The organism is Aquamicrobium defluvii (genome assembly GCF_004363725.1).
Lineage (GTDB): Bacteria > Pseudomonadota > Alphaproteobacteria > Rhizobiales > Rhizobiaceae > Mesorhizobium > Mesorhizobium defluvii.
This window is the reverse complement of sequence record NZ_SNZF01000007.1, coordinates 20,029-40,366: the sequence shown is the minus strand read 5'-3', so window position 1 is coordinate 40,366 and position 20,338 is coordinate 20,029. Positions and strand designations below refer to the sequence as shown.

The 20,338-nt window shown below is 66.6% G+C and carries 21 protein-coding genes; 9 read left to right on the top strand and 12 right to left on the bottom strand.

The window, feature by feature from the left end; translation table 11 throughout:
• Positions 1-4: 4 nt before the first annotated feature.
• Genes DES43_RS07025 through DES43_RS07015 form a run of 3 tightly spaced genes read left to right on the top strand, consistent with a single transcriptional unit; the run spans position 5 to position 2,949 of the window.
• Positions 5-1,030: a glycosyltransferase family 4 protein gene (locus DES43_RS07025; protein WP_035027095.1), complete on the top strand. Its 1,026-nt coding sequence runs from the start codon at positions 5-7 to the stop codon at positions 1,028-1,030.
• The gene (locus DES43_RS07020) at positions 1,030-2,277 is read left to right on the top strand and encodes a BtaA family protein (protein WP_051520590.1); all 1,248 of its coding nucleotides are present in this window, start codon (positions 1,030-1,032) and stop codon (positions 2,275-2,277) included. The genes DES43_RS07025 and DES43_RS07020 overlap by 1 nt, the downstream gene beginning before the upstream one ends.
• 3 nt (positions 2,278-2,280) lie before the next feature.
• Positions 2,281-2,949 (top strand): class I SAM-dependent methyltransferase, encoded by a 669-nt coding sequence (locus DES43_RS07015; protein WP_035027022.1) that lies wholly within the window; start codon positions 2,281-2,283, stop codon positions 2,947-2,949.
• Positions 2,950-2,979: 30 nt separating this feature from the next.
• Here the strand turns inward: DES43_RS07015 and DES43_RS07010 are convergent, their stop codons facing one another.
• From DES43_RS07010 to DES43_RS07000, 3 genes are all read right to left on the bottom strand, one after another.
• Entirely contained in the window at positions 2,980-4,116 is a 1,137-nt protein-coding gene (locus DES43_RS07010; protein WP_084496502.1) for a PLP-dependent cysteine synthase family protein, read from the bottom strand.
• Between the two features lie 291 nt (positions 4,117-4,407).
• On the bottom strand, positions 4,408-5,574 hold the full coding sequence (locus tag DES43_RS07005) for an iron-containing alcohol dehydrogenase (protein WP_035027023.1): 1,167 nt from the start codon (positions 5,572-5,574) through the stop codon (positions 4,408-4,410).
• Between the two features lie 73 nt (positions 5,575-5,647).
• Complete coding sequence (locus DES43_RS07000; protein WP_084496503.1) at positions 5,648-6,364, bottom strand: TetR/AcrR family transcriptional regulator; 717 nt, start codon at positions 6,362-6,364, stop codon at positions 5,648-5,650.
• Between the two features lie 184 nt (positions 6,365-6,548).
• Between DES43_RS07000 and DES43_RS06995 the strand changes: the two genes are divergently transcribed.
• From DES43_RS06995 to DES43_RS06980, 4 genes are read left to right on the top strand one after another with little or no spacing between them, the layout of a single operon-like run.
• On the top strand, positions 6,549-6,995 hold the full coding sequence (locus tag DES43_RS06995) for a MaoC family dehydratase (RefSeq protein WP_035027024.1): 447 nt from the start codon (positions 6,549-6,551) through the stop codon (positions 6,993-6,995).
• Positions 6,995-7,909: an SDR family NAD(P)-dependent oxidoreductase gene (locus DES43_RS06990; RefSeq protein WP_035027025.1), complete on the top strand. Its 915-nt coding sequence runs from the start codon at positions 6,995-6,997 to the stop codon at positions 7,907-7,909. Before DES43_RS06995 ends, DES43_RS06990 begins: the two co-directional genes overlap by 1 nt.
• Positions 7,910-7,912: 3 nt before the next feature.
• Complete coding sequence (locus DES43_RS06985) at positions 7,913-8,368, top strand: acyl-CoA thioesterase (RefSeq protein WP_035027026.1); 456 nt, start codon at positions 7,913-7,915, stop codon at positions 8,366-8,368.
• A gap of 16 nt (positions 8,369-8,384) precedes the next feature.
• On the top strand, positions 8,385-9,587 hold the full coding sequence (locus DES43_RS06980; RefSeq protein ID WP_035027027.1) for an acetyl-CoA C-acyltransferase: 1,203 nt from the start codon (positions 8,385-8,387) through the stop codon (positions 9,585-9,587).
• A gap of 70 nt (positions 9,588-9,657) precedes the next feature.
• Here DES43_RS06980 and DES43_RS06975 read toward each other — a convergent pair whose 3' ends face one another.
• From DES43_RS06975 to DES43_RS06945, 7 genes are all read right to left on the bottom strand, one after another.
• Positions 9,658-10,149: a thioesterase family protein gene (locus DES43_RS06975; protein ID WP_035027028.1), complete on the bottom strand. Its 492-nt coding sequence runs from the start codon at positions 10,147-10,149 to the stop codon at positions 9,658-9,660.
• Complete coding sequence (locus DES43_RS06970) at positions 10,146-11,117, bottom strand: branched-chain amino acid ABC transporter permease (protein ID WP_035027029.1); 972 nt, start codon at positions 11,115-11,117, stop codon at positions 10,146-10,148. Before DES43_RS06970 ends, DES43_RS06975 begins: the two co-directional genes overlap by 4 nt.
• 1 nt (position 11,118) lies before the next feature.
• On the bottom strand, positions 11,119-12,006 hold the full coding sequence (locus DES43_RS06965; protein ID WP_035027031.1) for a branched-chain amino acid ABC transporter permease: 888 nt from the start codon (positions 12,004-12,006) through the stop codon (positions 11,119-11,121).
• Positions 12,007-12,024: 18 nt separating this feature from the next.
• Positions 12,025-12,774 (bottom strand): ABC transporter ATP-binding protein, encoded by a 750-nt coding sequence (locus DES43_RS06960; protein WP_051520583.1) that lies wholly within the window; start codon positions 12,772-12,774, stop codon positions 12,025-12,027.
• Positions 12,761-13,558 carry an ABC transporter ATP-binding protein gene (locus DES43_RS06955; protein WP_051520584.1) on the bottom strand — a complete coding sequence of 266 codons (798 nt, stop codon included), beginning with the start codon at positions 13,556-13,558 and terminating at the stop codon, positions 12,761-12,763. The genes DES43_RS06960 and DES43_RS06955 overlap by 14 nt, the downstream gene beginning before the upstream one ends.
• A 10-nt stretch (positions 13,559-13,568) precedes the next feature.
• Complete coding sequence (locus DES43_RS06950) at positions 13,569-14,771, bottom strand: ABC transporter substrate-binding protein (protein WP_035027034.1); 1,203 nt, start codon at positions 14,769-14,771, stop codon at positions 13,569-13,571.
• A 72-nt stretch (positions 14,772-14,843) separates the two neighbouring features.
• Positions 14,844-15,581 carry an enoyl-CoA hydratase/isomerase family protein gene (locus DES43_RS06945; protein WP_035027036.1) on the bottom strand — a complete coding sequence of 246 codons (738 nt, stop codon included), beginning with the start codon at positions 15,579-15,581 and terminating at the stop codon, positions 14,844-14,846.
• A gap of 159 nt (positions 15,582-15,740) precedes the next feature.
• On the opposite strand from DES43_RS06945, the gene DES43_RS06940 reads away from it, so the two are divergent.
• Both DES43_RS06940 and DES43_RS06935 read left to right on the top strand, forming a co-directional pair.
• A complete protein-coding gene (locus DES43_RS06940) occupies positions 15,741-17,336 on the top strand; it encodes an AMP-binding protein (protein ID WP_084496504.1) in 1,596 nt (531 codons plus the stop codon).
• 183 nt (positions 17,337-17,519) lie between these two features.
• Complete coding sequence (locus tag DES43_RS06935) at positions 17,520-18,299, top strand: acetoin reductase (protein ID WP_035027037.1); 780 nt, start codon at positions 17,520-17,522, stop codon at positions 18,297-18,299.
• Between the two features lie 66 nt (positions 18,300-18,365).
• Here DES43_RS06935 and DES43_RS06930 read toward each other — a convergent pair whose 3' ends face one another.
• Together DES43_RS06930 and DES43_RS06925 are read right to left on the bottom strand one after the other, a co-directional pair.
• Positions 18,366-19,292, bottom strand: a complete 927-nt coding sequence (locus tag DES43_RS06930) for a LysR family transcriptional regulator (RefSeq protein WP_035027039.1) — start codon at positions 19,290-19,292, stop codon at positions 18,366-18,368.
• A gap of 150 nt (positions 19,293-19,442) precedes the next feature.
• Positions 19,443-20,321, bottom strand: a complete 879-nt coding sequence (locus DES43_RS06925) for an ABC transporter substrate-binding protein (RefSeq protein WP_133674874.1) — start codon at positions 20,319-20,321, stop codon at positions 19,443-19,445.
• Positions 20,322-20,338 lie beyond the last annotated feature (17 nt).

Genomic DNA, 20,338 nt, shown 5'->3' with positions numbered 1-20,338 from the left:
GAACATGCGCATCCTCATCGTCACCGACGCCTGGCGTCCGCAGGTGAACGGCGTGGTGATGACGCTGGAACGGCTGGCGCAGTCGCTTGAGCATATGGGCGTCGGAACCGTGTTCCTGACGCCGGAAGGGTTCCGCACCGTGGCCCTGCCCGGCTATACGGAAATCCGCATGGCGCTGACCACGCCCGCGCAGGTGGCGCAGCGTATGGACGCGGCGAATGCCGACCGCATCCACATCGCCACCGAAGGGCCGCTGGGATTGCTGGCGCGGCGCATCTGCATCGCGCGGGGCCTGCCCTTCACCACCAGCTACCACACGCGCTTTCCCGAATTCCTGCGCGCCCGCCTACCGGTGCCGCAGGAGTGGACCTATCGCTGGCTGCGCCGCTTCCACAATGCCGGCAACGCCATGATGGTCGCCACGCCCTCGCTTGCGGCCGAGCTCGGCGAGCGCGGCTTCACCAATATCCGCCTGTGGTCGCGCGGGGTGGACACGGCACAGTTCAACCCCGCGCGCAGAACCGATCCCGGCCTCGGAGGCCCGGTGTTCCTCTATGTCGGGCGCGTCGCGGTGGAAAAGAACCTGCCGGCCTTTCTGGACCTCGACCTGCCGGGAACGAAAGTGGTAGTGGGCGACGGCCCCGCATTGCCGGACCTGAAGGCGCGCTACCCGCAGGCGGTTTTCATGGGCCTGAAACGCGGCGACGAGCTTGCCGCCATCTACGCTTCGGCGGACGTCTTCGTTTTCCCCAGCCGCACCGACACCTTCGGCAACGTCATCATCGAGGCGCTGGCCTCGGGCACGCCGGTCGCGGCCTATCCCGTCACCGGCCCGCTCGACATCCTGGCCGAAGGCGGCGGCGTGCTCGACGAGGACCTGCGCGCGGCCGCGCTGGCCGCGCTGCGCATTCCGCGCGGCGAGGCGCACCGGCGCGCAGGCGGCTACGACTGGAACGAAAGCGCCCGCCAGTTCCTCGCCCACGTCACCACGGCAATTCCGCAACACAGCCACACATGGAGCGCGGCATAATGACGGCACTCGAGCGTCGGATATCCGAAGGTGGGGCCAATCCGGGCCGGCGGCTGCGTGAGGCGGTGCGCCGCAGCGCGCCGCTCACCCGCGAGGGGCTGGCCGAATATGTCTTCGCCCGCCTGTTCCAGAAGCTGGTCTACGCCCAGATCTGGGAAGATCCGGAAATCGACATGGAAGCGCTGGCGATGGAGCCGGGGCAGACGGTCGTCGCCATCGCCTCCGGCGGCTGCAACGCGTTTTCCTACCTGCTGGCGAACCCCGGCCGCATCGAGGCCGTGGACCTCAACCCGGCCCACGTCGCCTTCAACCGGCTGAAGCTGGCCGCGCTCCAGACGCTGCCCGGCTATGAAAGCTTCCACCGCTTCTACGCCATGGCCGACGATCCGGAGAACGTCGAGGACTACCGGCGCTTCATCCGCCCGGTTCTGGATGACCGGAGCCGCGCCTACTGGGAGGGCCGCACGCTCAGCGGGCGACGCCGCATCTCCATGTTCCGCCGCCATCTCTACCGCCATGGGCTGCTCGGCCACTTCATCGGCTGGGGGCATCGCGTGGCGCGGCTCTACGGCGTCGATCCGCGCATCCTGCTCGAAGCGCGCAGCCAGGACGAGCAGCGCCAGCTTTTCGACACCATGATCGCGCCGCTGTTCGACAAGCGCTTCGTACGCTGGATGACGAACCGCAAGTCGTCGCTGTTCGGGCTCGGCATCCCCCCGCAGCAATATGACGTTCTGGCCGGCGGCAACGGCATGGCCGGCGTTCTGCGCCAGCGGCTGGAGCGGCTGGCCTGCGACTTCCCGCTGTCGGAGAACTATTTCGCATGGCAGGCGTTCGGGCGCGGCTATGGCCGGGACGGGCGCGCCCCGCTGCCGCCCTATCTGCGCCGCGAAAATTTCGAGACCGTGCGGGCGCGCGCCTCCCGTTTCAGCGTGGAGAACATCTCGATCACCGAGCTGCTGGCGGCGAAGCCCGACGGCTGTGTCGACCGCGCGGTGCTGCTCGATGCGCAGGACTGGATGAGCGACGATCAGCTCAACAGCCTGTGGCGCGAGATCACCCGCACCGCCGCGCCCGGCGCGCGCGTCATCTTCCGCACGGCGGCGCAAGCGAACCTGCTGGAAGGCCGCGTCGCGCCGGACCTGCTGGCGCGCTGGGACTACCGTCGCGAGGAATCGCGCGCACTTCACGCCCGCGACCGTTCCTCCATCTATGGCGGCTTCCACCTGCTGGTTCTGAAGGGCTGACCGATGACGGCGACCCTCGAGCATGGCGCGTTGATGGACCGCATCTACCGCCTGCAACGCCGCTTCGGCTTCTACGACGCGACGCGCAAATATTATCTGCTGGGCCGCGACCAGATGCTTCAGGGGCTGAGGCCGCCCACGGGCGGCACGGTGCTGGAAATCGGCTGCGGCACGGGCCGCAATCTGGTGAAGGCGGCGCGGACCTATCCCGAGGCGCAGTTCCACGGCATCGACATTTCCGGCGAAATGCTGGCCGCCGCCGGCAGCGTCGTGGCGCGCGCAGAGCTTGCGGGCCGGGTGCGCCTTGCCCGCGCCGACGCGGTGACCTTCGACCCGCAGGCAAGCTTCGGCGTCCCGGCGGGCAGCGGCTATGACCGCATCTTCATTTCCTATGCGGTGTCGATGATCCCGCAATGGCAGGCCGCCATGGCGAACGCCGCGCGGCTTCTGGCGCCGGGCGGCGAGCTGCACGTCGTCGACTTCGGCGACATGGCCGCCCTGCCTTCATGGACGAAGCGCGCCCTCCACACATGGCTGCGCTGGTATCATGTCAGCGCCCGCCCCGACCTGTTCGACGTGGCGGCAGGCATCGCCGCACCGCTCGGCGCCTCCAGCGAGGCGAAGCGCCTGCATCGCGGCTTTTCATGGATCGCCATCGTCCGCCGCCCCTGAAGCGGCCGGCCACCGAAGCAGCCGTAGGCGTCAGGCGTCGCCGGCCCGGTCTTTCTGGCTCACGTCCAGCAAGGTGCCCTCGCCGCTGTCGAGGAAGGTTTCTATGCGGCTGCGCCAGCCGGAAATGTCGATGCTCTGCGCTTTCAGCCATTCATCGTTGAAATAGGTGGCGCTGTAGCGGTCGCCGCTGTCGCAGATCAGCGTGACCAATGAGCCTGCCTCGCCTTGTTTCCTCATCAGGGATGCAATGCACAGCACGCCCATGAAATTGGTGCCGGTGGAACCGCCGACCCGCCGGAACAGCCGCTCCGACAGCACATGGGCGGCGGCGATCGAGGCCGCGTCGGGAATGCGGATCATCTCGTCGATCACGCCCGGAACGAACGACGGCTCCACGCGCGGGCGCCCGATGCCTTCGATGCGCGATCCGCTGGCGGTCGTCGTCATGTCGCCGCTCTGCCACGCATCGTAGAAGGCGGAGCCTTCGACATCGACCACGCACAGGCGCGTATCGAGATTTCGATAGCGGATGAACCGGCCGATGGTGGCGGAGGTGCCGCCGGTGCCGGCGCTCATCACCACCCATTTCGGCACCGGATGCTCTTCGCCCGTCATCTGCCGGAAGATGCTGTCGGCGATGTTGTTGTTGCCGCGCCAGTCGGTGGCGCGCTCGGCATGGGTGAACTGGTCGAGATAGTAGCCGCACTTCGAATCCGCGATTTCCTGCGCGGCCTGATAGACATCGCCCGCCCGGTCCACGAGATGGCACACGCCACCGAAGCATTCGATGGCCTCGATCTTCTGGCGGCTGGTGGAGCGGGGCATGACGGCGATGAAGGGCAGGCCCAGAAGCCGCGCGAAATAGGCTTCCGAAACGGCGGTGGAGCCGGACGATGCCTCGACCAGCACGGTGCCCTTGCGGATGCGCCCGTTGCAGATGCCGTAGAGGAACAGGGACCGCGCCAGCCGGTGCTTGAGGCTGCCGGTGGGATGGGTGCTCTCGTCCTTGAGGTAGATCGAGATTCCCTTCAGGCCGGGAAAGTCCGGCTTGACGAGATGGGTGTCGGCGGAGCGCCGGCCGTCAGCTTCGAGGATGTCGATGGCGCGGCGCGTCCAGCCACGATCCTCTTCGGACAGGGAGCGCGATGCCTTTGCACAATCCTGCATGGGTTCAGTCCTCCCGGCCGGAAGCGGGGACGAGCGGATTGCAGGCAGCGGCTGGCGTCATCGGCGGGCCTTTCCGGGAAAGCATTCAATGGACTTCGACAGGAAAGACGAAGGCCACGGCAGGCCGCCATAGTCAATGGTCAAGGCGGCGCAAGGCCGACCCTTGCGCCTCATCCGCAGTGGAAAGGCAAGGGCCGGGAGCTCCATGGCCACCATGGTCGCCGAAACCGGCGGGGAGACCGCCGCCGCCGGATCGCCCGCAGGTCTGGCCAGCGGGCGGCCGCCTCACCCTCAGAACGCGGCGCGATAGAGCGCCAGCGCATCCGCTTGCGTGACCTCGACCGGGTTGTTGCCGAGAAGCCGGGTTTGCAGCATGGCGTCGGCGGCGAGCTGCGGCAGCATCTCCTGCGCAACGCCCGCATCGCGCAGACGGCGCGGCGCGCCGGAGGCGTCCATCAGCGCGATCAGCCGTTCGACGAAGGCTTTCGCCTTTTCGGCCGTGCCGGCATCGGGCGCCACGTCGGCTCCGGCAGGGCCGGCCAGCTCGGCATAGAGCGCCTCGGCGGCCTGCATGTTGAACTCCAGCACCGGCTGCAGCATCAGCGCGTTGGAGAGACCGTGCGGGATGTGGTAGCGCCCGCCCAGCGGATAGGCCAGCGCATGCACCGCCGCCACCGGCGCATTGGCGAAAGCCTGCCCGGCAAGCATGGCGCCCAGCAGCATGGATTCGCGCGCCGCCCGGTCCTTGCCGTCCCTGCAGGCGGCAACGAGATTGGACGACAACAGCCGCAGCGCCTCGCGCGCCGCCGCATCGGAAAGCGGATTCTTCTTGTGGCGGCTGGTATAGGCCTCGATGGCGTGGACCATGGCGTCGATGCCGGTGGCGGCCGTGTGCAGCGCCGGCAGGCCGGTGGTCAGCTCCGCATCGAGCAGCACGCGGTCGGCATAGAGCTGGTCGGCCACCACGCCCATCTTGGAATCGTCCGGCGTGGTCAGGATGGTGATGTTGGTGACCTCGGAGCCGGTTCCCGCCGTGGTCGGCACCTGCACCAGCGGCAGGCGCGCGCCCTGCACCTTGCCGATGCCGTAGAGCGCCGACAGCTCCTGTTCGCTGGCCAGCATGACGGCGGCAAGCTTGGCGACATCCATGGACGATCCGCCGCCGAGGCCCAGAACGATGTCCGCGCCGGCTTCGCGGCCCAGCGCCACGCAGTCGAGCAGCACCGCCTCGGGCGGATCGGCCACCACGTCGTCGAACACGGTGACGGAAAAGCCCGCGGCAGCCAGAGACGCCCTGGCGGGCTCCAGCACGCCGGCCTTGTGCAAGCCCTTGTCCGTCACCAGCAGCAGCCTGCGCGCGGGGAACCATTGGCCAAGCAGCGCGCCGAGCCGTGCGGCCGCGCCCCATTCGACGTGGATCTGCCCGACCGTGGTGAAGGAGAAAGGCGTGAAGCTCATGGCTGCTTTCCTTATGCGCTGTACCGGCGCGGCGGCACCGGATGGGATATGGATGTGCGATCCGGCGGAGGCGTCAGGCGACGCCTCCGACCTGAAGGGCGGCCAGCTCACGCGCGATCTTCTGCTTGTCGGCAAGCGTCTCGTTCGCACGCGGGCGATACCAGATCGCGGTCCAGTTCACCGCGCCCAGCATGCCCTTGACCGCGATGGAGGCATTTTCGGCGCGGATGCTGCCATCGGCCTGCCCACGGCGGAAGACATCGGAAAACAGTTTCTCGAAGTCCCGGCGGATCGCCATGATCTCGTCCAGCACCTGCCGCTGCGCCAGCGTGGTGGCGCCCAGCCGGTGCATGTGCACGCCCTGCACCACGACGGCCAGATAGGCGATGTTCTGCAACATGGTGAGCGCGTGCGCCTCCAGCATGGCGCGCAGCGTCTCGCGCCCGTTGGCGCCGCTGCCCATCACCGCGATGACCGCCTCGTTCAGCCGCCGCATGCCCTCGCGGTGGACGTCGAAGAACAGATCGGTCTTCGACGCGTAATAGTGATAGATCCGGCCCTTGGTCGCGCCGAGCCTGCGCGCCACATCGTCGATGCTGGTACCCTGGAACCCCATCTCCATGAAGCATTGCGCGGCGCAGTCGAGAATGTCGATATTGTTGTCGGCCCCGGCGACGTCCCCGGCCTTGCGGCGCGAGCGTGTCGGACGTCGCGGGCGCCCGGCCTCCACCACGGCCGCGTCGGCGCCAAGATCGCGCTGCCCTTCGGCTTCGTGATCCGATCTGGCCATGGAACGTCCTCCGAATTTCACCTGTCCCGGCATATGAGCGGATTTGGATAACCGGCGCAATTATCCGCGCGGCGGCACCCGTTCCAAGGCGATATGCGCTGGACGGATCCAATTAAACATACTACTGAGTATGTTGCAATTGCCGACAGGGCGAAAACACACATCGAACCAAAGGAAAGACCGGATGAATGACCGGACGATCACTCACGGCGCGCCGCTGATCTCCGACTGGATCGAGATCGACCAGCCCTTTGTGGACAGGTTCGCGGATGCGATCCTGGATCATCAGTTCATCCATGTCGATCCGGTGCGCGCAAAGGCGGAAGGCCCCTATGGCGGCACCATAGCACACGGCTTCCTGTCGCTGTCGCTGCTGACCCATTTCACCCATTCCGCCCTGCCGCTGCCCCCTCCCGGCGTGGTCGAGATCAATTACGGGTTCGAGAAGGTGCGTTTCCTGGCCCCCGTTGCGGTGGGCGCGCGGGTGCGCGGCCGGTTCACGCTGCTTTCCGAAGAGCCCAGGGGGGCGGGGAAGCTGCGGCGCCTCGGCGTCGAGGTCGAGATCGAGGGAAATGAAAAGCCCGCCATGATAGCCGAATGGCTGGTGCTGGTTATCGAAGGAGAGAATTGATGTCGGTGAGCTTCAGGGATCAGGTCGCAATCGTCACCGGCGCGGGCGGCGGGCTCGGACGCGCGCACGCGCTGATGCTGGCCGCGCACGGCGCAGCCGTGGTGATCAACGATTTCGGCGGTGCGCGCGACGGTTCGGGCGGCTCTACCGAGGCTGCCGAGGCCGTGGTGCGTGAAATCACCGGGGCAGGCGGACGCGCCATCGCCGACGGCGGCAACGTCACCTCCGAAGCCGACATGGAGGCCATGGTCGCGCGCACGCTTTCGGCTTTCGGCCGTGTCGACGTGCTGGTCAACAATGCCGGCATCCTGCGCGACAAGACCTTCGCCAAGATGACGACCGACGATTTCCGCGCCGTGGTCGAGGTGCATCTCATGGGCACGGCCATCGCCACCCGGGCGGTGTGGGCCACCATGCGCGAGCAGAATTACGGCCGCGTGCTCGTCACCTCCTCCACCTCCGGCGCCTATGGCAATTTCGGCCAGTCGAACTACGGCGCGGCCAAGATGGCGGTGCTCGGCCTCATGAACACGCTGCATCTGGAGGGGGCGAAATACGGCATCCATGTCAACGCCATCCTGCCGACCGCCGCCACGCGCATGACCGGCGACATGATGAGCGGGGAGATGCTGGAACTGCTGGCGCCCGAACTGGTGTCGCCCGCCGCCGTGTGGCTGGTCAGCCGCGAGGCGCCTTCGCGCACCGCCCTGCTGGCCGGCGCCGGCACGGTGGCGCGCCTTGCCGTGGTCGAAAGCCAGGGCGTATGCTTCACGGGCAAGTCGTTCACGCCCGACGATGTGGGCGCGAATTTCGACCGCATCGCCGACATTTCCGATCCGGTGGAACCGCCGGAGGGTCTGCGCCACGTCGACCGCATCCTCGCCAATGCGCGTGCCGCCCTCGGCAGGAACTGAGCCATGAGCGAGCGCCTCAGCCCCCTGCCCCGCGGCGCCTATCCCTGGCATCAGGAAACGGTGCTGCAATGGGAGGATTCGGATATCTACGGCCACCTCAACAACGTGGCCTATCTGAAATATTTCGACACGGCGCTGAACATGGCGCTGATCGGACACAAGGCGCTGGACCTGTCGCCCGGCGCCACCGATCCCATCGGCCTCGTCGTGCAGAACGGCGCGCAGTTCTTCAGCGAAATCACCTTCCCGACGAAACTGTGGGTCGGGGCGCGGGTGGAGAAGGTCGGGCGCACCAGCCTCACCTGGGGTTTCGGGCTGTTTGCCGCCGGAGCGGAGCTGTGCGCCGCGCGCGGCGTTTATGTCCATGTCTATGTAGACCGCACCACGCGCCGTCCTGTACCATTGACCGGACCGCTCCTGGCGTGCGCCCGCGCGCTGGCGGCCCCAACCGACATTTGAGGATCAGAAAAAGCAGATGAAAGAAGCCGTAATTGTCTCGACCGCGCGCACGCCCATCGGCAAGGCCTATCGCGGCGCATTCAATGCCACCACCGCGCCACGCCTTATCGGCCACGCCATCGAACATGCCGTTGCGCGCGCCGGCGTCGATCCGGCGGAGGTCGAGGACGTGGTGGTCGGCGCCGCTCTCCAGCAGGGCACCACCTATGCCAACATCGCCCGTACCGGCCTGCTGCGCGCCGGCCTTCCAGTGTCGGTTCCCGGCCAGAGCGTCGACCGCCAGTGCGCGTCGGGCCTGATGGCCATCGCCATCGCCGCCAGGCAGATCCTCGTCGACGGCATGAAGATCACGGTCGGAGGCGGCGTCGAGCAGATTTCGCTGGTGCAGAACGCCCAGATGAACCTCTCGCACTGGCGCGATCCGTGGATCGACACCCATCTGCCGGAGACCTACATGTCGATGGTGGAGACGGCCGAGATCGTGGCGGAGCGCTATGGCGTGAGCCGCGAGGCGCAGGACGAATACGCCCTGCGTTCGCAGGCCCGCACCGCCGCCGCGCAGGCCGCCGGCCGGCTCGACGCCGAGGTCGTGCCCCTCACCACCGTCATGCAGGTGACGGACAAGGCGACCGGCGCGGTTTCCGAAAAGGAAGTGACGCTGGCGAAGGACGAAGGCAACCGCCCCGAAACCACGCTCGAAGGTCTTTCCAGCCTGAAGCCGGTCTTCCGGGACGGCCAGCGCATCGCCGAAGGCCGCTTCATCACCGCCGGCAACGCCTCGCAGCTTTCCGACGGCGCTTCCGCCTCGGTGCTGATGGAGCGCAGCGAAGCCGAAAAGCGCGGCCTTGCCCCGCTCGGCCTCTATCGCGGTATTGCGGTGGCAGGCGTCGGCCCCGAGGAAATGGGCATCGGCCCGGTTCCGGCCGTTCGCAGGCTGCTGGCGCTGCACGGCCTGAAGGTCGAGGACATCGGCCTGTGGGAGCTGAACGAGGCGTTCGCCGCTCAGGTCATCCCCTCGCGCGACCAGCTCGGCATTCCCGACGAGCTTCTCAACGTCAATGGCGGCGCGATCTCCATCGGCCACCCCTACGGCATGTCCGGCGCGCGCATGGTGGGCCACGCCCTCATCGAGGGCAAGCGCCGCGGCGTGCGCTATGTGGTCGTGACCATGTGCATCGGCGGCGGCATGGGCGCTGCCGGCCTGTTCGAAGTGCTCTGAGCGCGGGAAACCGAAACACGAAAAAGGGGCGGTGGACATTTCCACCGCCCCTTTTTTCATCCCGGTCCGCTCAGCTCCGGGAAAGACCGATCCGCCGTTCGATATGGGGAAGCGGCAGGATTTCGGCACTGTCGCTGACGGCAAGCGCCAGCAGTGCCGCAACCTCCGCCGGGAAGGCGGCGGCCTTCGGCTGCCCGCCCGCCTGCGAGACATGCAGCAGAACCTGCTCGTTCCAGGCGAGCAGCGTGCCGGCTGCATTGTGCATTTCCAGATAGGCGTGCAGGCGCTTTGCATCCGCCTCCAGCACATGCAGCGTCAGCGACAGGGCATCGCCCTCATGGCATTCGCGCAGATAGCCGGTGCGCATGTCCAGCGTGTAGAGCGTACTTCCCGTTGCCGCCCGACAGGCGGCATCGAGGCCGATCGCGTCCATATAGGCGGTGACGGTTTCCGAGAATGCGATGGCATAGGCGAAGTCGGCCATATGGCCGTTGTAGTCGATCCATTCCTTCCCGACCGTCGCCGCGCGGGTGAAGCTTGCCGCCGCTCGCCTGCCGGTCATGGCTTGCGGCTTTCCAGCCAGTGCGCCAGCTCGCCCACCACGCCGCGCCGGAACAGGAGCACGCAGATCATGAATGTCGCGCCCAGCACGATGGTGACCGGGAAGCCGGAGGTGGCGAAGAAGTTCTGCAGACCGACGAGGATGGCCGCGCCGACGACCGGCCCCGCCATGGTGCCGATGCCGCCGAGCAGCGTCATCAGGATCACCTCGCCCGACATGTTCCACGCCACGTCGGTCAGCGTCGCGAACTGGAACAGCAGCGCCTTGAGGCTGCCGGCGAGCCCGGCAAGCGCCGCCGACATCACGAAGGCGGCGAGCTTGTAGCGCTGCACGGAGTAGCCGAGCGAAATAGTGCGCGGCTCGTTCTCGCGGATGGCCTTCAGGATCTGGCCGAAGGGCGAATGCACGATGCGCCAGATCGCAAGCAGGCCGAGCACGGTCACCGCGGCGATGAAGTAATAGAGGTTCATCGTATCGTTGAGGTCGATCAGCCCGAACAGGCGGCCGCGCGAAAAGCCCTGTATGCCGTCCTCGCCGTTGGTGAAGGGGGCCTGTAGGCAGAAGAAATAGAACATCTGCGACAGCGCCAGCGTGATCATGGCGAAATAGATGCCCTGGCGGCGGATGGCGATGGCGCCGATGACCAGCCCCAGAACGACGGCGGTGGCGATGCCGGCGAGGATGGCCACTTCCGGCGTCACCTGCCACACCTTCATCGCGTGGGCGGTGACATAGGCCGCGCCGCCGAAGAAGGCGGCATGGCCGAAGGAAAGCAGGCCAGTATAGCCGAGCAGCAGGTTGAATGCGGCGGCGAACAGCGCGAAGCACAGAAGCTTCATCATGAAGACCGGGTAGATCCAGACGGGCGCGATCAGCAGCGCGGCCACCAGGGCCGCAAGGAGGATCAGCGCGGGTGCGGCGCTGCGGCGGGCCGGCATGCCGGCGGTATCGATGCGGGTCGCGGACATGTCAGCTGTCCTTTCCGAAGAGGCCGGCCGGACGCAGCAGGAGCACGATGGCCATGATGACGAAGACCACTATGTTGGCCGCCTCGGGATAGAACACCTTGCACAGCCCCTCGACGATGCCGAGCATGTAGCCGGTGACGATGGCGCCGAGGATCGAGCCCATGCCGCCGATCACCACCACGGCGAAGACGACGATGATCAGGTTGGAGCCCATCAGCGGGCTGACCTGGAACACGGGCGCGGCCAGAACGCCGGCGATGCCCGCCAGCGCACAGCCGAAACCGTAGGTCACGGTCAGCAGCACCGGTACGTTGACGCCGAACGCCTGGACCAGCGTGGCGTTTTCGGTTGCGGCGCGCAGATAGGCCCCGATGGAGGTCTTCTCGATCACCGCCCATGTGCCGAGGCAGATGACCAGCGATGCGGCGACGACCCAGCCGCGATAGTTGGGCAGAACCATGAAGCCCAGATTGGTGGCGCCCCTGAGGGCTTCCGGCGCCGCGTATGGCTGGCCCGAGGTTCCGAAGAAGTGGCGGAAGGTGCCCTCCAGCAGCAGGGCCAGACCGAAGGTGAAGAGCAGCCCGTAGAGATGGTCGAGGCCGTAGAGGCGGCGCAGCATCAGCCGCTCGATCGCCATGCCGGCGACGCCCACGATCAGCGGCGCCAGCATCAGCGCGCCCCAGTAGCCGATGCCGGCATAGGCGAGCAGCATCCAGGCGGCGAAGGCCCCCAGCATGTAGAAAGCGCCGTGCGCGAAGTTGATCACGCGCAGCAGGCCGAAGATGACCGCCAGGCCCAGCGACAGCAGCGCGTAAAAGGAGCCGTTGATCAGTCCGACCAGAAGCTGCCCCATCAGCGCGGGCAGCGGAACGCCAAAGATCATCGTCATCTTACACCCCCCATCTCGTCACACTCCAAGAGCCGTGTTGAGCGCCTCGGTGCGCGCCGGCAGGTCCGCCACGGAGAAGCTGTCGATCATCCTGCCGTGATCCATCACGTAGAAATGGTCGGCGATGCGCGCGGCGAAGCGGAAGTTCTGCTCGACCAGCAGCACGCTCAGGCCGTGCGACTTCAGCACTTTCAGCATCTCGCCGATGCGCTCCACGATGACCGGTGCGAGGCCCTCGGTCGGCTCGTCCAGCAGGATCATGCGCACGCCCGTGCGCAGGATGCGGGCAATGGCCAGCATCTGCTGCTCGCCGCCGGAAAGCTTGGTGCCGGGACTGGTGCGCCGCTCCAGCAGGTTCGGAAAGATGCCGTAGATTTCCTCGACGCTCATGCCGCCCTTGGCCACCACGGGAGGCAGCATCAGGTTTTCCTCGACGGAGAGGCTGGCGAAGATGCCGCGCTCCTCGGGCACGAAGCCGAGGCCGGCGCGGGCGACCCGGTGCAGGGGAAGGCGCATGATGGAACGCTGCTCGAACTCCACCTCGCCCCTGCGCTTGCGGATGATGCCCATGATGGCGCGCAGCGTCGTGGTCTTGCCGACGCCGTTGCGGCCGAGCAACGTCACCGTCTCGCCCGCGAAAACGTCGAGATCGACGCCGTGCAGGGCATGGCTTTCGCCATACCACGCCTCGAGGTTGCGCACCTGCAACTGCGCTGCCTTGCCGGCGCCACGCGGGGCGGCAGCGGAAACCGGATCAGTGCCCGCCATCTTCAGATCCCATATAGGCTTCGCGCACGCGCGGATCGGTGCTGACGGTGGCGTAGTCGCCGCGCGCCAGGACTTCGCCACGCTGCAAAACGGTGATCTCGTCGCCGATGTCGGCGACGACCTTGAGATTGTGCTCGACCATGAGCAGGGCGCAGTCGCGCGCCACCGTCGAGATCAGGGAGGCCATGTTCTCGACGTCCTCGTGGCCCATGCCGGCCAGCGGCTCGTCCAGCAGAAGCACGCGCGGCTCCAGCGCCAGCGTCGTCGCGATTTCCAGCGCGCGCTTGCGGCCATAGGAAAGATCGGCGGCGCGCCGCTGCGCCATGTCGGCGAGGCCGACGCGATCCAGCAGCTCCATGGCGCGCGGGCGCAGCCGGTCGAGGCTGGAGAGCGGCCTCCAGAACTGCACCGAAAGATGGTTCGGACGCTGCAGGGCAATGCAGACATTGTCGAGCAGCGACATGTCGCCGAAGGTGGCGGAGATCTGGAACGAGCGGACCATGCCCATGCGCGCCACGCGTGCCGGATCCATCGCGGTGATGTCGGTCCCGTCCAGCACGATGCGCCCGGCCGTTGGCGTATAGAACTTGGTCAGCAGGTTGAACACCGTGCTCTTGCCGGCGCCGTTCGGGCCGATCAGCGCATGGACCCGGCCGTGATGAATGTCGATGTCGACATTGTTCACGGCAAGGAAGGGTCCGAAGCGCCTGGTCAGCCCCCGTGCCGAGAGAACGGCACGGGTAGCGCCAGCGTCGGAACGAACCGCGGCTGGATGGATGGTCATCGTCGTCCGATCACTTCTTGACGAGCGGGCAGGCGCTGTTTTCCACGGAAGCGAAGGCTTCCTTGCCCGGAATGGTGGCAAGCACTTCATAGAGGTCGCCGGCGGCCCCGGAGTCCTCGGGGGCCTTCACGCGCACAAGGAACATGTCGTGGATGACCCGGCCGTCCTCGCGCAGATAGGCGTTGCGGTTGAAGAAGTCGTTGATGTCCATGCCGCGCATGGTTTCCATCACCTTCGAGCCGCTCCTGGCCTCGCCGGCCTTTTCGGCAGCCTTGAGATAGTTGGTGACGGCCGAGTAGACGCCGGCATGGACCATGGTCGGCTTCTTGCCGTCCATGCGCTCGCTGTAGCGGGCCGACCATTCGCGCGTCTGGTCGTCCATGTCCCAGTAGAAGGCGGTGGTCAGCGTCAGGCCCCTGGCGATATCGAGACCCACGCCCTGCACGTCGGTGAGGAAGAGCAGCATGCCGGCGATCTTCTGGCCGGCTTCGGTGATGCCGTATTCCTGCATCTGCTTCAGCGCGGTCATGGTGTCGCCGGAAGAGTTGGCGAGCGCGATCACGTCGGCGCCGGAAGCCTGCGCCTGAAGGATGTAGGACGAGAAGTCGGTGGTCTCGCGCGGATGGCGCACGGAACCCACGACCTCGCCGCCGGCCGCCAGGACAGCCTGCGTGGTGTCGGCCTCAAGCGCGTGGCCGAAGGTGTAGTCGACGGTGATGAAGTACCACTTCTTGGCGCCTTCCAGCGTCATGGCGCGGCCGGTGCCGTTGGCCATGGCGAAGGTGTCCCAGGTCCACTGCGCGGTGGAGGGCGAGCACGCCTCGCCGGTCAGCGCCGAGGAGCCGGCCGTCGAGATGAGGAAGGCGGTATCGGTCTGGCGGGTGATTTCCTGCACCGCCATGGCCACCGACGAGGTCGGCACGTCGACGACCGCGACCACGTTCTGCGAGTCGATCCAGGTGCGGGCCAGCGTCGAGCCGACATCGGGCTTGTTCTGGTGGTCACCGACGATCACCTCGACCGTCTCGCCCAGCAGCTTGCCGCCGAAATCCTCGACCGCCATCTGCGCCGCCACGACCGAACCCTGACCGGCGAGGTCGAAATTCATGCCCGACATGTCGGTGAGGACACCGATGCGGTAGGGCTCGGCGAAAGCCGCCGTCGCCGACAGCGTGAACACGGTCGACAGGATGATGGTCTTCAGGTTCTTCATTCCAATACTCCTCCATCAGGCACACGGCGTGCCAAAAACCCGGATGCGCGAACCGTCGCGCATCGCCGGAAATCATGAATGGCTGGCATCCTCAAGCACCCGGCGCGCCAGATAGAACTGATCGTTTTCGCTGGCCGCCGCCCAGTTCCGGCGAACTTCGGCGTCGATCGCGCCCTTGGTCATGCGCAGGGCGAGCGACGGAGCCTGCGCCACTTCGGCGGCCCAGCGGCGCGCCTCCGCCTCGGCCGCGCCGTCGGCGACCACGCGGTCGCACAGGCCGAGCGACAGCGCCTCGTCCGCGCCGATCTTCTCGTCGCAGAACAGGATGCGCTTGGCCCGCGACGAGCCGACACGCTCGGCCAGCAGCGGCAGGCCGCCCCAGCCGAGCGTCATGCCCAGCCGGACCTCGGGAAAGCGCAGATAGGAGGAGGAGCCCATGACGCGGAAATCCGCCGTCAGCGCCAGGATCGCGCCGCCGCCGATGACCGGTCCCTCAAGCGCGGCGATAACCGGCTGCGGCACGCGCCGCCATGCATCCGTCATGCGCCCGCCCGCATTCATGGCCTGCGCGCGCTCGACATCGCCGGCGCCCGGCTTCCACAGGGCCTCGTCCTTGAGATCGACGCCCGCGGCGAAGATCGACGGCGCGCCGGTGAGCACCACAACGGAAATGTCCGCGCGCTGCGCAAGCGCGAGCGCGCCGGCTTCCAGCCCGGCAATCAGCTCGGCATTGAGCGCATTGGCCTTGCCGCCCCTGTCGAAGCGCAGCGTTGCCACAGCGCCTTCCGACACCGTCGTCACTCCAGACATGAATCCTCCCAAAACGGGCATTCCTTGCGGCTCTGTGCAGAAACCGCTTTGACATACTACCGAGTATGTTGCATATCCGGTCTGAACTTTGCAAGGCATATTTTCATCGGGCACATTGCGACGGGAATGCACCCCACCGCCCCTGGAAAGGATATCCGGATGACGACGACCGGCCCTGCTATCGCGACCGACCCGGCGCTTGACCGCGACCGCGCGGTGCTGCGCTATCTGCTTGAAACCTATGCGCAATCGTGCCCCGATGCGCCCTTCGTCCACTTCTGGCCGGGCCCGGAATGGAGCTATGCGCAGACGCTGAAGCGGGTGCGCATACGCGCCACGACGCTCGCCCGCGCCGGCGTGAAGCGCGGCGACCATGTGCTGTGCCTGATGGGCAACGGCCCCGATCTTCTGTGCACATGGTTCGCCATCAACTATCTCGGCGCGGTCTATGTGCCGATCAACACCGGCGCGCGCGGCCGCGTGCTCGAACATATCCTGGAGGATGCCGACGCGCCGCTGCTGATCGCCGCCGCGCCGCTGGTCGGGCTCCTTGGCGAAGTATCGCCGGGCAAGGTGCGGACGGTTCTGGTGTGCGAGGGCGACGCGCCCGCCATCGAGGGCCGCGACATCCGCCCGCTGGTCGATGCGGGGGCGGAAGAGCCGGCCTTGCTGGAGCTGTCGGAACCGATCGAGCCGTGGGACCTCTACGCCATCATGTACACCTCCGGCACCACCGGAAACGCCAAGGGCGTGATGAGCAGCTACGCCCAGCTCTACACCATGGGCCCGGATGCCTTCGACTGCGTCGAGGCCGACGACCGCTGCATGATCTGCGGGCCGATCTTCCATTGCGGCTCGACGCTGTTCGTCTATGCCATGCTGGCGCGCGGGCTCTCCATCGGCATGATGCGCGAGTTCAAGACCGGCACCTTCTGGCAGGCGGTGCGCGAGACCGGCTCGACCTACTGCCTGCTGCTCGGCGTCATGGCGAGCTTCCTGCTCAAGCAGCCGCCGGCCGAAGGCGAGCGCGACCACCCGCTGCGCCGTGCCTTCATCACCCCCTTCGGCGAGGACGGACCGCTGTTTGCAAAGCGCTTCGGCGTCGATGCGTGGACCATCTACAACATGACCGAGATCGCCAGCCCCATGGTGGCCGGCCCCGGCATCACCGAGAAGGGCATCGCCGGCAAGCCGCGTCCCTGGTACGAATTGCGCATCGTGGACGAGAACGACATCGAGGTCGCGGACGGCGAGGTTGGCGAGCTGATCGTGCGCACCCACCGCCCATGGGCGCTGATGCGCGGCTACTACAACAACCCGGCCGCCACCGTAGAAGCCATGCGCAACGGCTGGTTCCACACCGGCGACGGTTTCCGCCGCGCCCCGGACGGCACCTATTTCTTCGTCGACAGGCTCAAGGACGTGATCCGCCGGCGCGGCGAGAACATTTCCTCCTTCGCCCTCGAGAGCGAGGTGCTGAACATCGCCGCGATCCGCGAATGCGCGGCTGTCGCGGTTCCGAGCGAATTCAGCGAGGACGAGGTGCTGATCGTCGTCACCCCGGTCGAAGGGGCAACCGTCGATCCCGTGGCGGTGACGGCGGAGCTGGAGAAGGCGCTGCCGCGCTTCATGGTGCCGCGCTACATCCGCGTGCTGGACGACCTGCCCAAGACCGCTTCGGGCAAGGTGCAGAAGCACATCCTGCGCAGGGAAGGCGTGACGCCCGACACCTTCGACCGCGACGTGAAGCGCTGACGCCGTCGGGGCGCAAGCGCCCGGCCGCGCCGAAAGTCCGGCACGAAGAGCGTCCTGCCGGGCTTTCGGCGCGTGCTTCGGTCGCAGGCATTTTCGCCATGCGCCATATCGATCCGCATTCCCGAAACACTACATGGTTGGAAGGCGCCCGGACACGGGCGCCCGAACCGAAGGATTCTCACCATGTCAGTTAAAGACAAGACCATACTCGTCACCGGCGCCAGCCAGGGCATCGGACGCGGCATCGCGCTGCGCCTTGCAAAGGACGGGGCGAACATCGCCCTGGTCGACATCAAGGCCGACAAGCTCGATTCGGTGCGCAGCGAAGTCGAGGCGCTGGGCGTCAGGGCCACCACATTCACGGCCGATGTCAGCAAGCGGGACGAGGTCTATGCGGCGATCGACCATGCCGAGAAGGAGCTCGGCGGCTTCGACGTGATCGTCAACAATGCCGGCATCGCCCAGGTCAAGCCGCTGGCCGATGTCGGGCCGGAGGATCTGGAACGCATCTTCCGCATCAACGTCGACGGCGTCGTCTGGGGCATCCAGGCTGCGGCGAAGAAGTTTCAGGCGCGCGGCCACAAAGGCAAGATCATCAACGCCTCCTCGATTGCCGGCCATGACGGTTTCGCCATGCTGGGCGTCTATTCGGCGACCAAGTTCGCGGTCCGCGCCCTGACGCAGGCGGCAGCGAAGGAGTATGCCAGCCACGGCATCACCGTGAACGCCTACTGTCCCGGCATCGTCGGCACCGACATGTGGGTGGAGATCGACGAGCGCTTCGCCGAGCTCACCGGCGCGCCGAAGGGCGAGACCTACAAGAAATATGTCGAGGGCATCGCGCTCGGCCGCGCGCAGACGCCCGAGGATGTCGCCGCCCTCGTCGCCTTCCTTTCGAGCGACGATTCCGACTACATCACCGGTCAGGCGATCCTGACCGATGGCGGCATCGTCTATCGATAGGCCGGCCAGCGCCGGGACCGGCGCCTTCCTGCGCTTTTGCGGGCTCGCCCGTCCGCAAAAGCGTTTTCAGATCGGGGCGGCCGTCATCTGCGCACAGACCTTCCTGAAATGCCGCACGAAGGTCCCGGTCAGGTCCGAACCCTTGCGGTGGGGATAGATCAGCTCGATGGTCACGTCGATGCGCGGCTCGAAAGGCCGGAACGAAAGCCTGTCCTTCGAGTGGAACCTGAGCGAGAATTCGTCCACCAGCCCGACGCCGATGCCGTTCTCGACATTGGGATAGACGGAGTTCACATTTTCCACCGTCAGCACCGGCTCCGGCGGCGCATTGCCCAGCACCTTCTCGTAGATCAGGTAGAGCCATTGATGGCTCGGCGGATAGGACACCTGCGGCCAGGCGTTCAGTTGCGCATGGGTCACGACGTCGTGCGCTTCCAGCGGATGCCCTTTCGGCATGATGCAATAGATGCGCCCGACACAGACCTGCTCCACCTCCAGCCCCTCGGCTTTCGCCTCGCCTGTGCCGAACGAGATGCCGAGATCGACGCCGTCGGATGCAACGGCCTCGTAGACAGCCTTGCGCGGCCGGATGAGCAGATGCATGCGCGCATCGACACGTTCGGCCATGAAGTCCTTGAGCGCATGGGCGATGAGGCCGCTGCTGAGCGGCTGGATGGTGGCGATGCTCATGCGCTGGGAAACGTCGCGCTGGAGATAGGTGATGGTGTCGGCGATCGCCTGGAAATGCCGGAAATTGCGTTGCAGCGCCTCGTAGAGCACGCGCCCTTCATTGCTGGGCACCAGCCGGCCCCGCTCCTTCAGGAACAGGGCGAGCCCGAGCTGGTCCTCGACGCGGCGGATCATGGTGCTGACGGTTGGCTGCGAAATCTGCAACCGTTCCGCTGCCGCCGTGATGCTGCCGGCGGAGACCACGGCATAGAACACTTCGAGCTGGCGCAGGCTTAGGGAGCGTAGGGGAGCTACCAGATTCATGACAGGCCATGTCGTTGGACCGGCGCGGGGCCGGCGCGGCTGAACAGCATGGCAACTGAATAGCACGGAGCCCGGTGGGAGCGCCACCGGGCTGTTCGTGTCGGGCAATCGTGAAGCGCGGGGCGGCGCACGACGGTTGCCGCTCCGCGGCTACTTCGCCAGATTTATGCCGGGCTTGTCGATCATGTTCCGCTCCAGACCCCACTTCGTCATGATCTTCTCATACGTGCCGTTGGCGACGAGAATCTCGAGGCTCTTCAGCATCGCCTTGCCGAGATCGGAATCCTTCGGCGCGACACTGCCCTGATAGATGTCGCCGAAGCCGTTGGGCAGGTTGGCTGCGGCCAGATCGAGCACGCCCGGCGCCTGCGACACGAAATAGGTGAGTGGCGCCTGCCCCGAGAAGAACCCGTCGGCCCGCCTGGAACGCACCGCCAGAATGGCGCCGTTCTGGTCCTGGAACGACTGCACCACGGTCGGCTTGCCCGCCGCCTCGCACTCCTCGGCCTTCTGCTTCAGCACGCGCTCGGCCGATCCGGCCGCCATGACGGCGATGTTCAGCCCGCACACGTCGTCCAGGGTCTGGATATTGCGCGGATTGCCCTTCTGGACGGCGAAGGCAACATATTCCCGCACCCAGTCGATGAAATCGATCTTTGTGCGGCGGTCGGGAAAATCGCCGATCGGGCCGACCGACATGTCGTAGCGGCCGGCGTCGAATCCGGAAAGCATCGCCGCCAGCCCGCTGACGGTCTGATGGCGGATCTCGACGCCCATGATCTGGCCCATCGCAACCGCCAGGTCGGCCGATGCGCCCTCGATCTCGTTGGGGCCGAGAACGATCTCGTAAGGCGGATAGGAGCCGTTGTTGACCGCAACCATATAGCCCCGCTCGCGGATCGTTTCCGGCACCAGCGCGCGCACATCCTCGTTCACGGACTGGGTTGCGATGTTATCTTCCGCCTGCGCCGACGACGCCATCAGCACAGCCGCCAGCACTGCCGACAATCCGGTCATTTTCATTGTCATGAGTTCCATCCTCCGTT

Bases quoted from the DNA above. Each gene is read 5' to 3' on its own strand.
- DES43_RS07000 (WP_084496503.1), bottom strand. From the start codon at position 6,364: ATGGCCAGATCGGATCACGAAGCCGAAGGGCAGCGCGATCTTGGCGCC.
- DES43_RS06960 (WP_051520583.1), bottom strand. From the start codon at position 12,774: ATGGCGGGCACTGATCCGGTTTCCGCTGCCGCCCCGCGTGGCGCCGGC.
- DES43_RS06940 (WP_084496504.1), top strand. From the start codon at position 15,741: ATGACGACGACCGGCCCTGCTATCGCGACCGACCCGGCGCTTGACCGC.
- DES43_RS06990 (WP_035027025.1), top strand. From the start codon at position 6,995: ATGTCGGTGAGCTTCAGGGATCAGGTCGCAATCGTCACCGGCGCGGGC.
- DES43_RS07020 (WP_051520590.1), top strand. From the start codon at position 1,030: ATGACGGCACTCGAGCGTCGGATATCCGAAGGTGGGGCCAATCCGGGC.
- DES43_RS06975 (WP_035027028.1), bottom strand. From the start codon at position 10,149: ATGACCGGCAGGCGAGCGGCGGCAAGCTTCACCCGCGCGGCGACGGTC.
- DES43_RS06930 (WP_035027039.1), bottom strand. From the start codon at position 19,292: ATGAATCTGGTAGCTCCCCTACGCTCCCTAAGCCTGCGCCAGCTCGAA.
- DES43_RS06955 (WP_051520584.1), bottom strand. From the start codon at position 13,558: ATGACCATCCATCCAGCCGCGGTTCGTTCCGACGCTGGCGCTACCCGT.
- DES43_RS06925 (WP_133674874.1), bottom strand. From the start codon at position 20,321: ATGACAATGAAAATGACCGGATTGTCGGCAGTGCTGGCGGCTGTGCTG.
- DES43_RS07005 (WP_035027023.1), bottom strand. From the start codon at position 5,574: ATGAGCTTCACGCCTTTCTCCTTCACCACGGTCGGGCAGATCCACGTC.
- DES43_RS06995 (WP_035027024.1), top strand. From the start codon at position 6,549: ATGAATGACCGGACGATCACTCACGGCGCGCCGCTGATCTCCGACTGG.
- DES43_RS07015 (WP_035027022.1), top strand. From the start codon at position 2,281: ATGACGGCGACCCTCGAGCATGGCGCGTTGATGGACCGCATCTACCGC.
- DES43_RS06965 (WP_035027031.1), bottom strand. From the start codon at position 12,006: ATGACGATGATCTTTGGCGTTCCGCTGCCCGCGCTGATGGGGCAGCTT.
- DES43_RS06980 (WP_035027027.1), top strand. From the start codon at position 8,385: ATGAAAGAAGCCGTAATTGTCTCGACCGCGCGCACGCCCATCGGCAAG.
- DES43_RS06945 (WP_035027036.1), bottom strand. From the start codon at position 15,581: ATGTCTGGAGTGACGACGGTGTCGGAAGGCGCTGTGGCAACGCTGCGC.
- DES43_RS06985 (WP_035027026.1), top strand. From the start codon at position 7,913: ATGAGCGAGCGCCTCAGCCCCCTGCCCCGCGGCGCCTATCCCTGGCAT.
- DES43_RS06935 (WP_035027037.1), top strand. From the start codon at position 17,520: ATGTCAGTTAAAGACAAGACCATACTCGTCACCGGCGCCAGCCAGGGC.
- DES43_RS06970 (WP_035027029.1), bottom strand. From the start codon at position 11,117: ATGTCCGCGACCCGCATCGATACCGCCGGCATGCCGGCCCGCCGCAGC.
- DES43_RS07025 (WP_035027095.1), top strand. From the start codon at position 5: ATGCGCATCCTCATCGTCACCGACGCCTGGCGTCCGCAGGTGAACGGC.
- DES43_RS06950 (WP_035027034.1), bottom strand. From the start codon at position 14,771: ATGAAGAACCTGAAGACCATCATCCTGTCGACCGTGTTCACGCTGTCG.
- DES43_RS07010 (WP_084496502.1), bottom strand. From the start codon at position 4,116: ATGCAGGATTGTGCAAAGGCATCGCGCTCCCTGTCCGAAGAGGATCGT.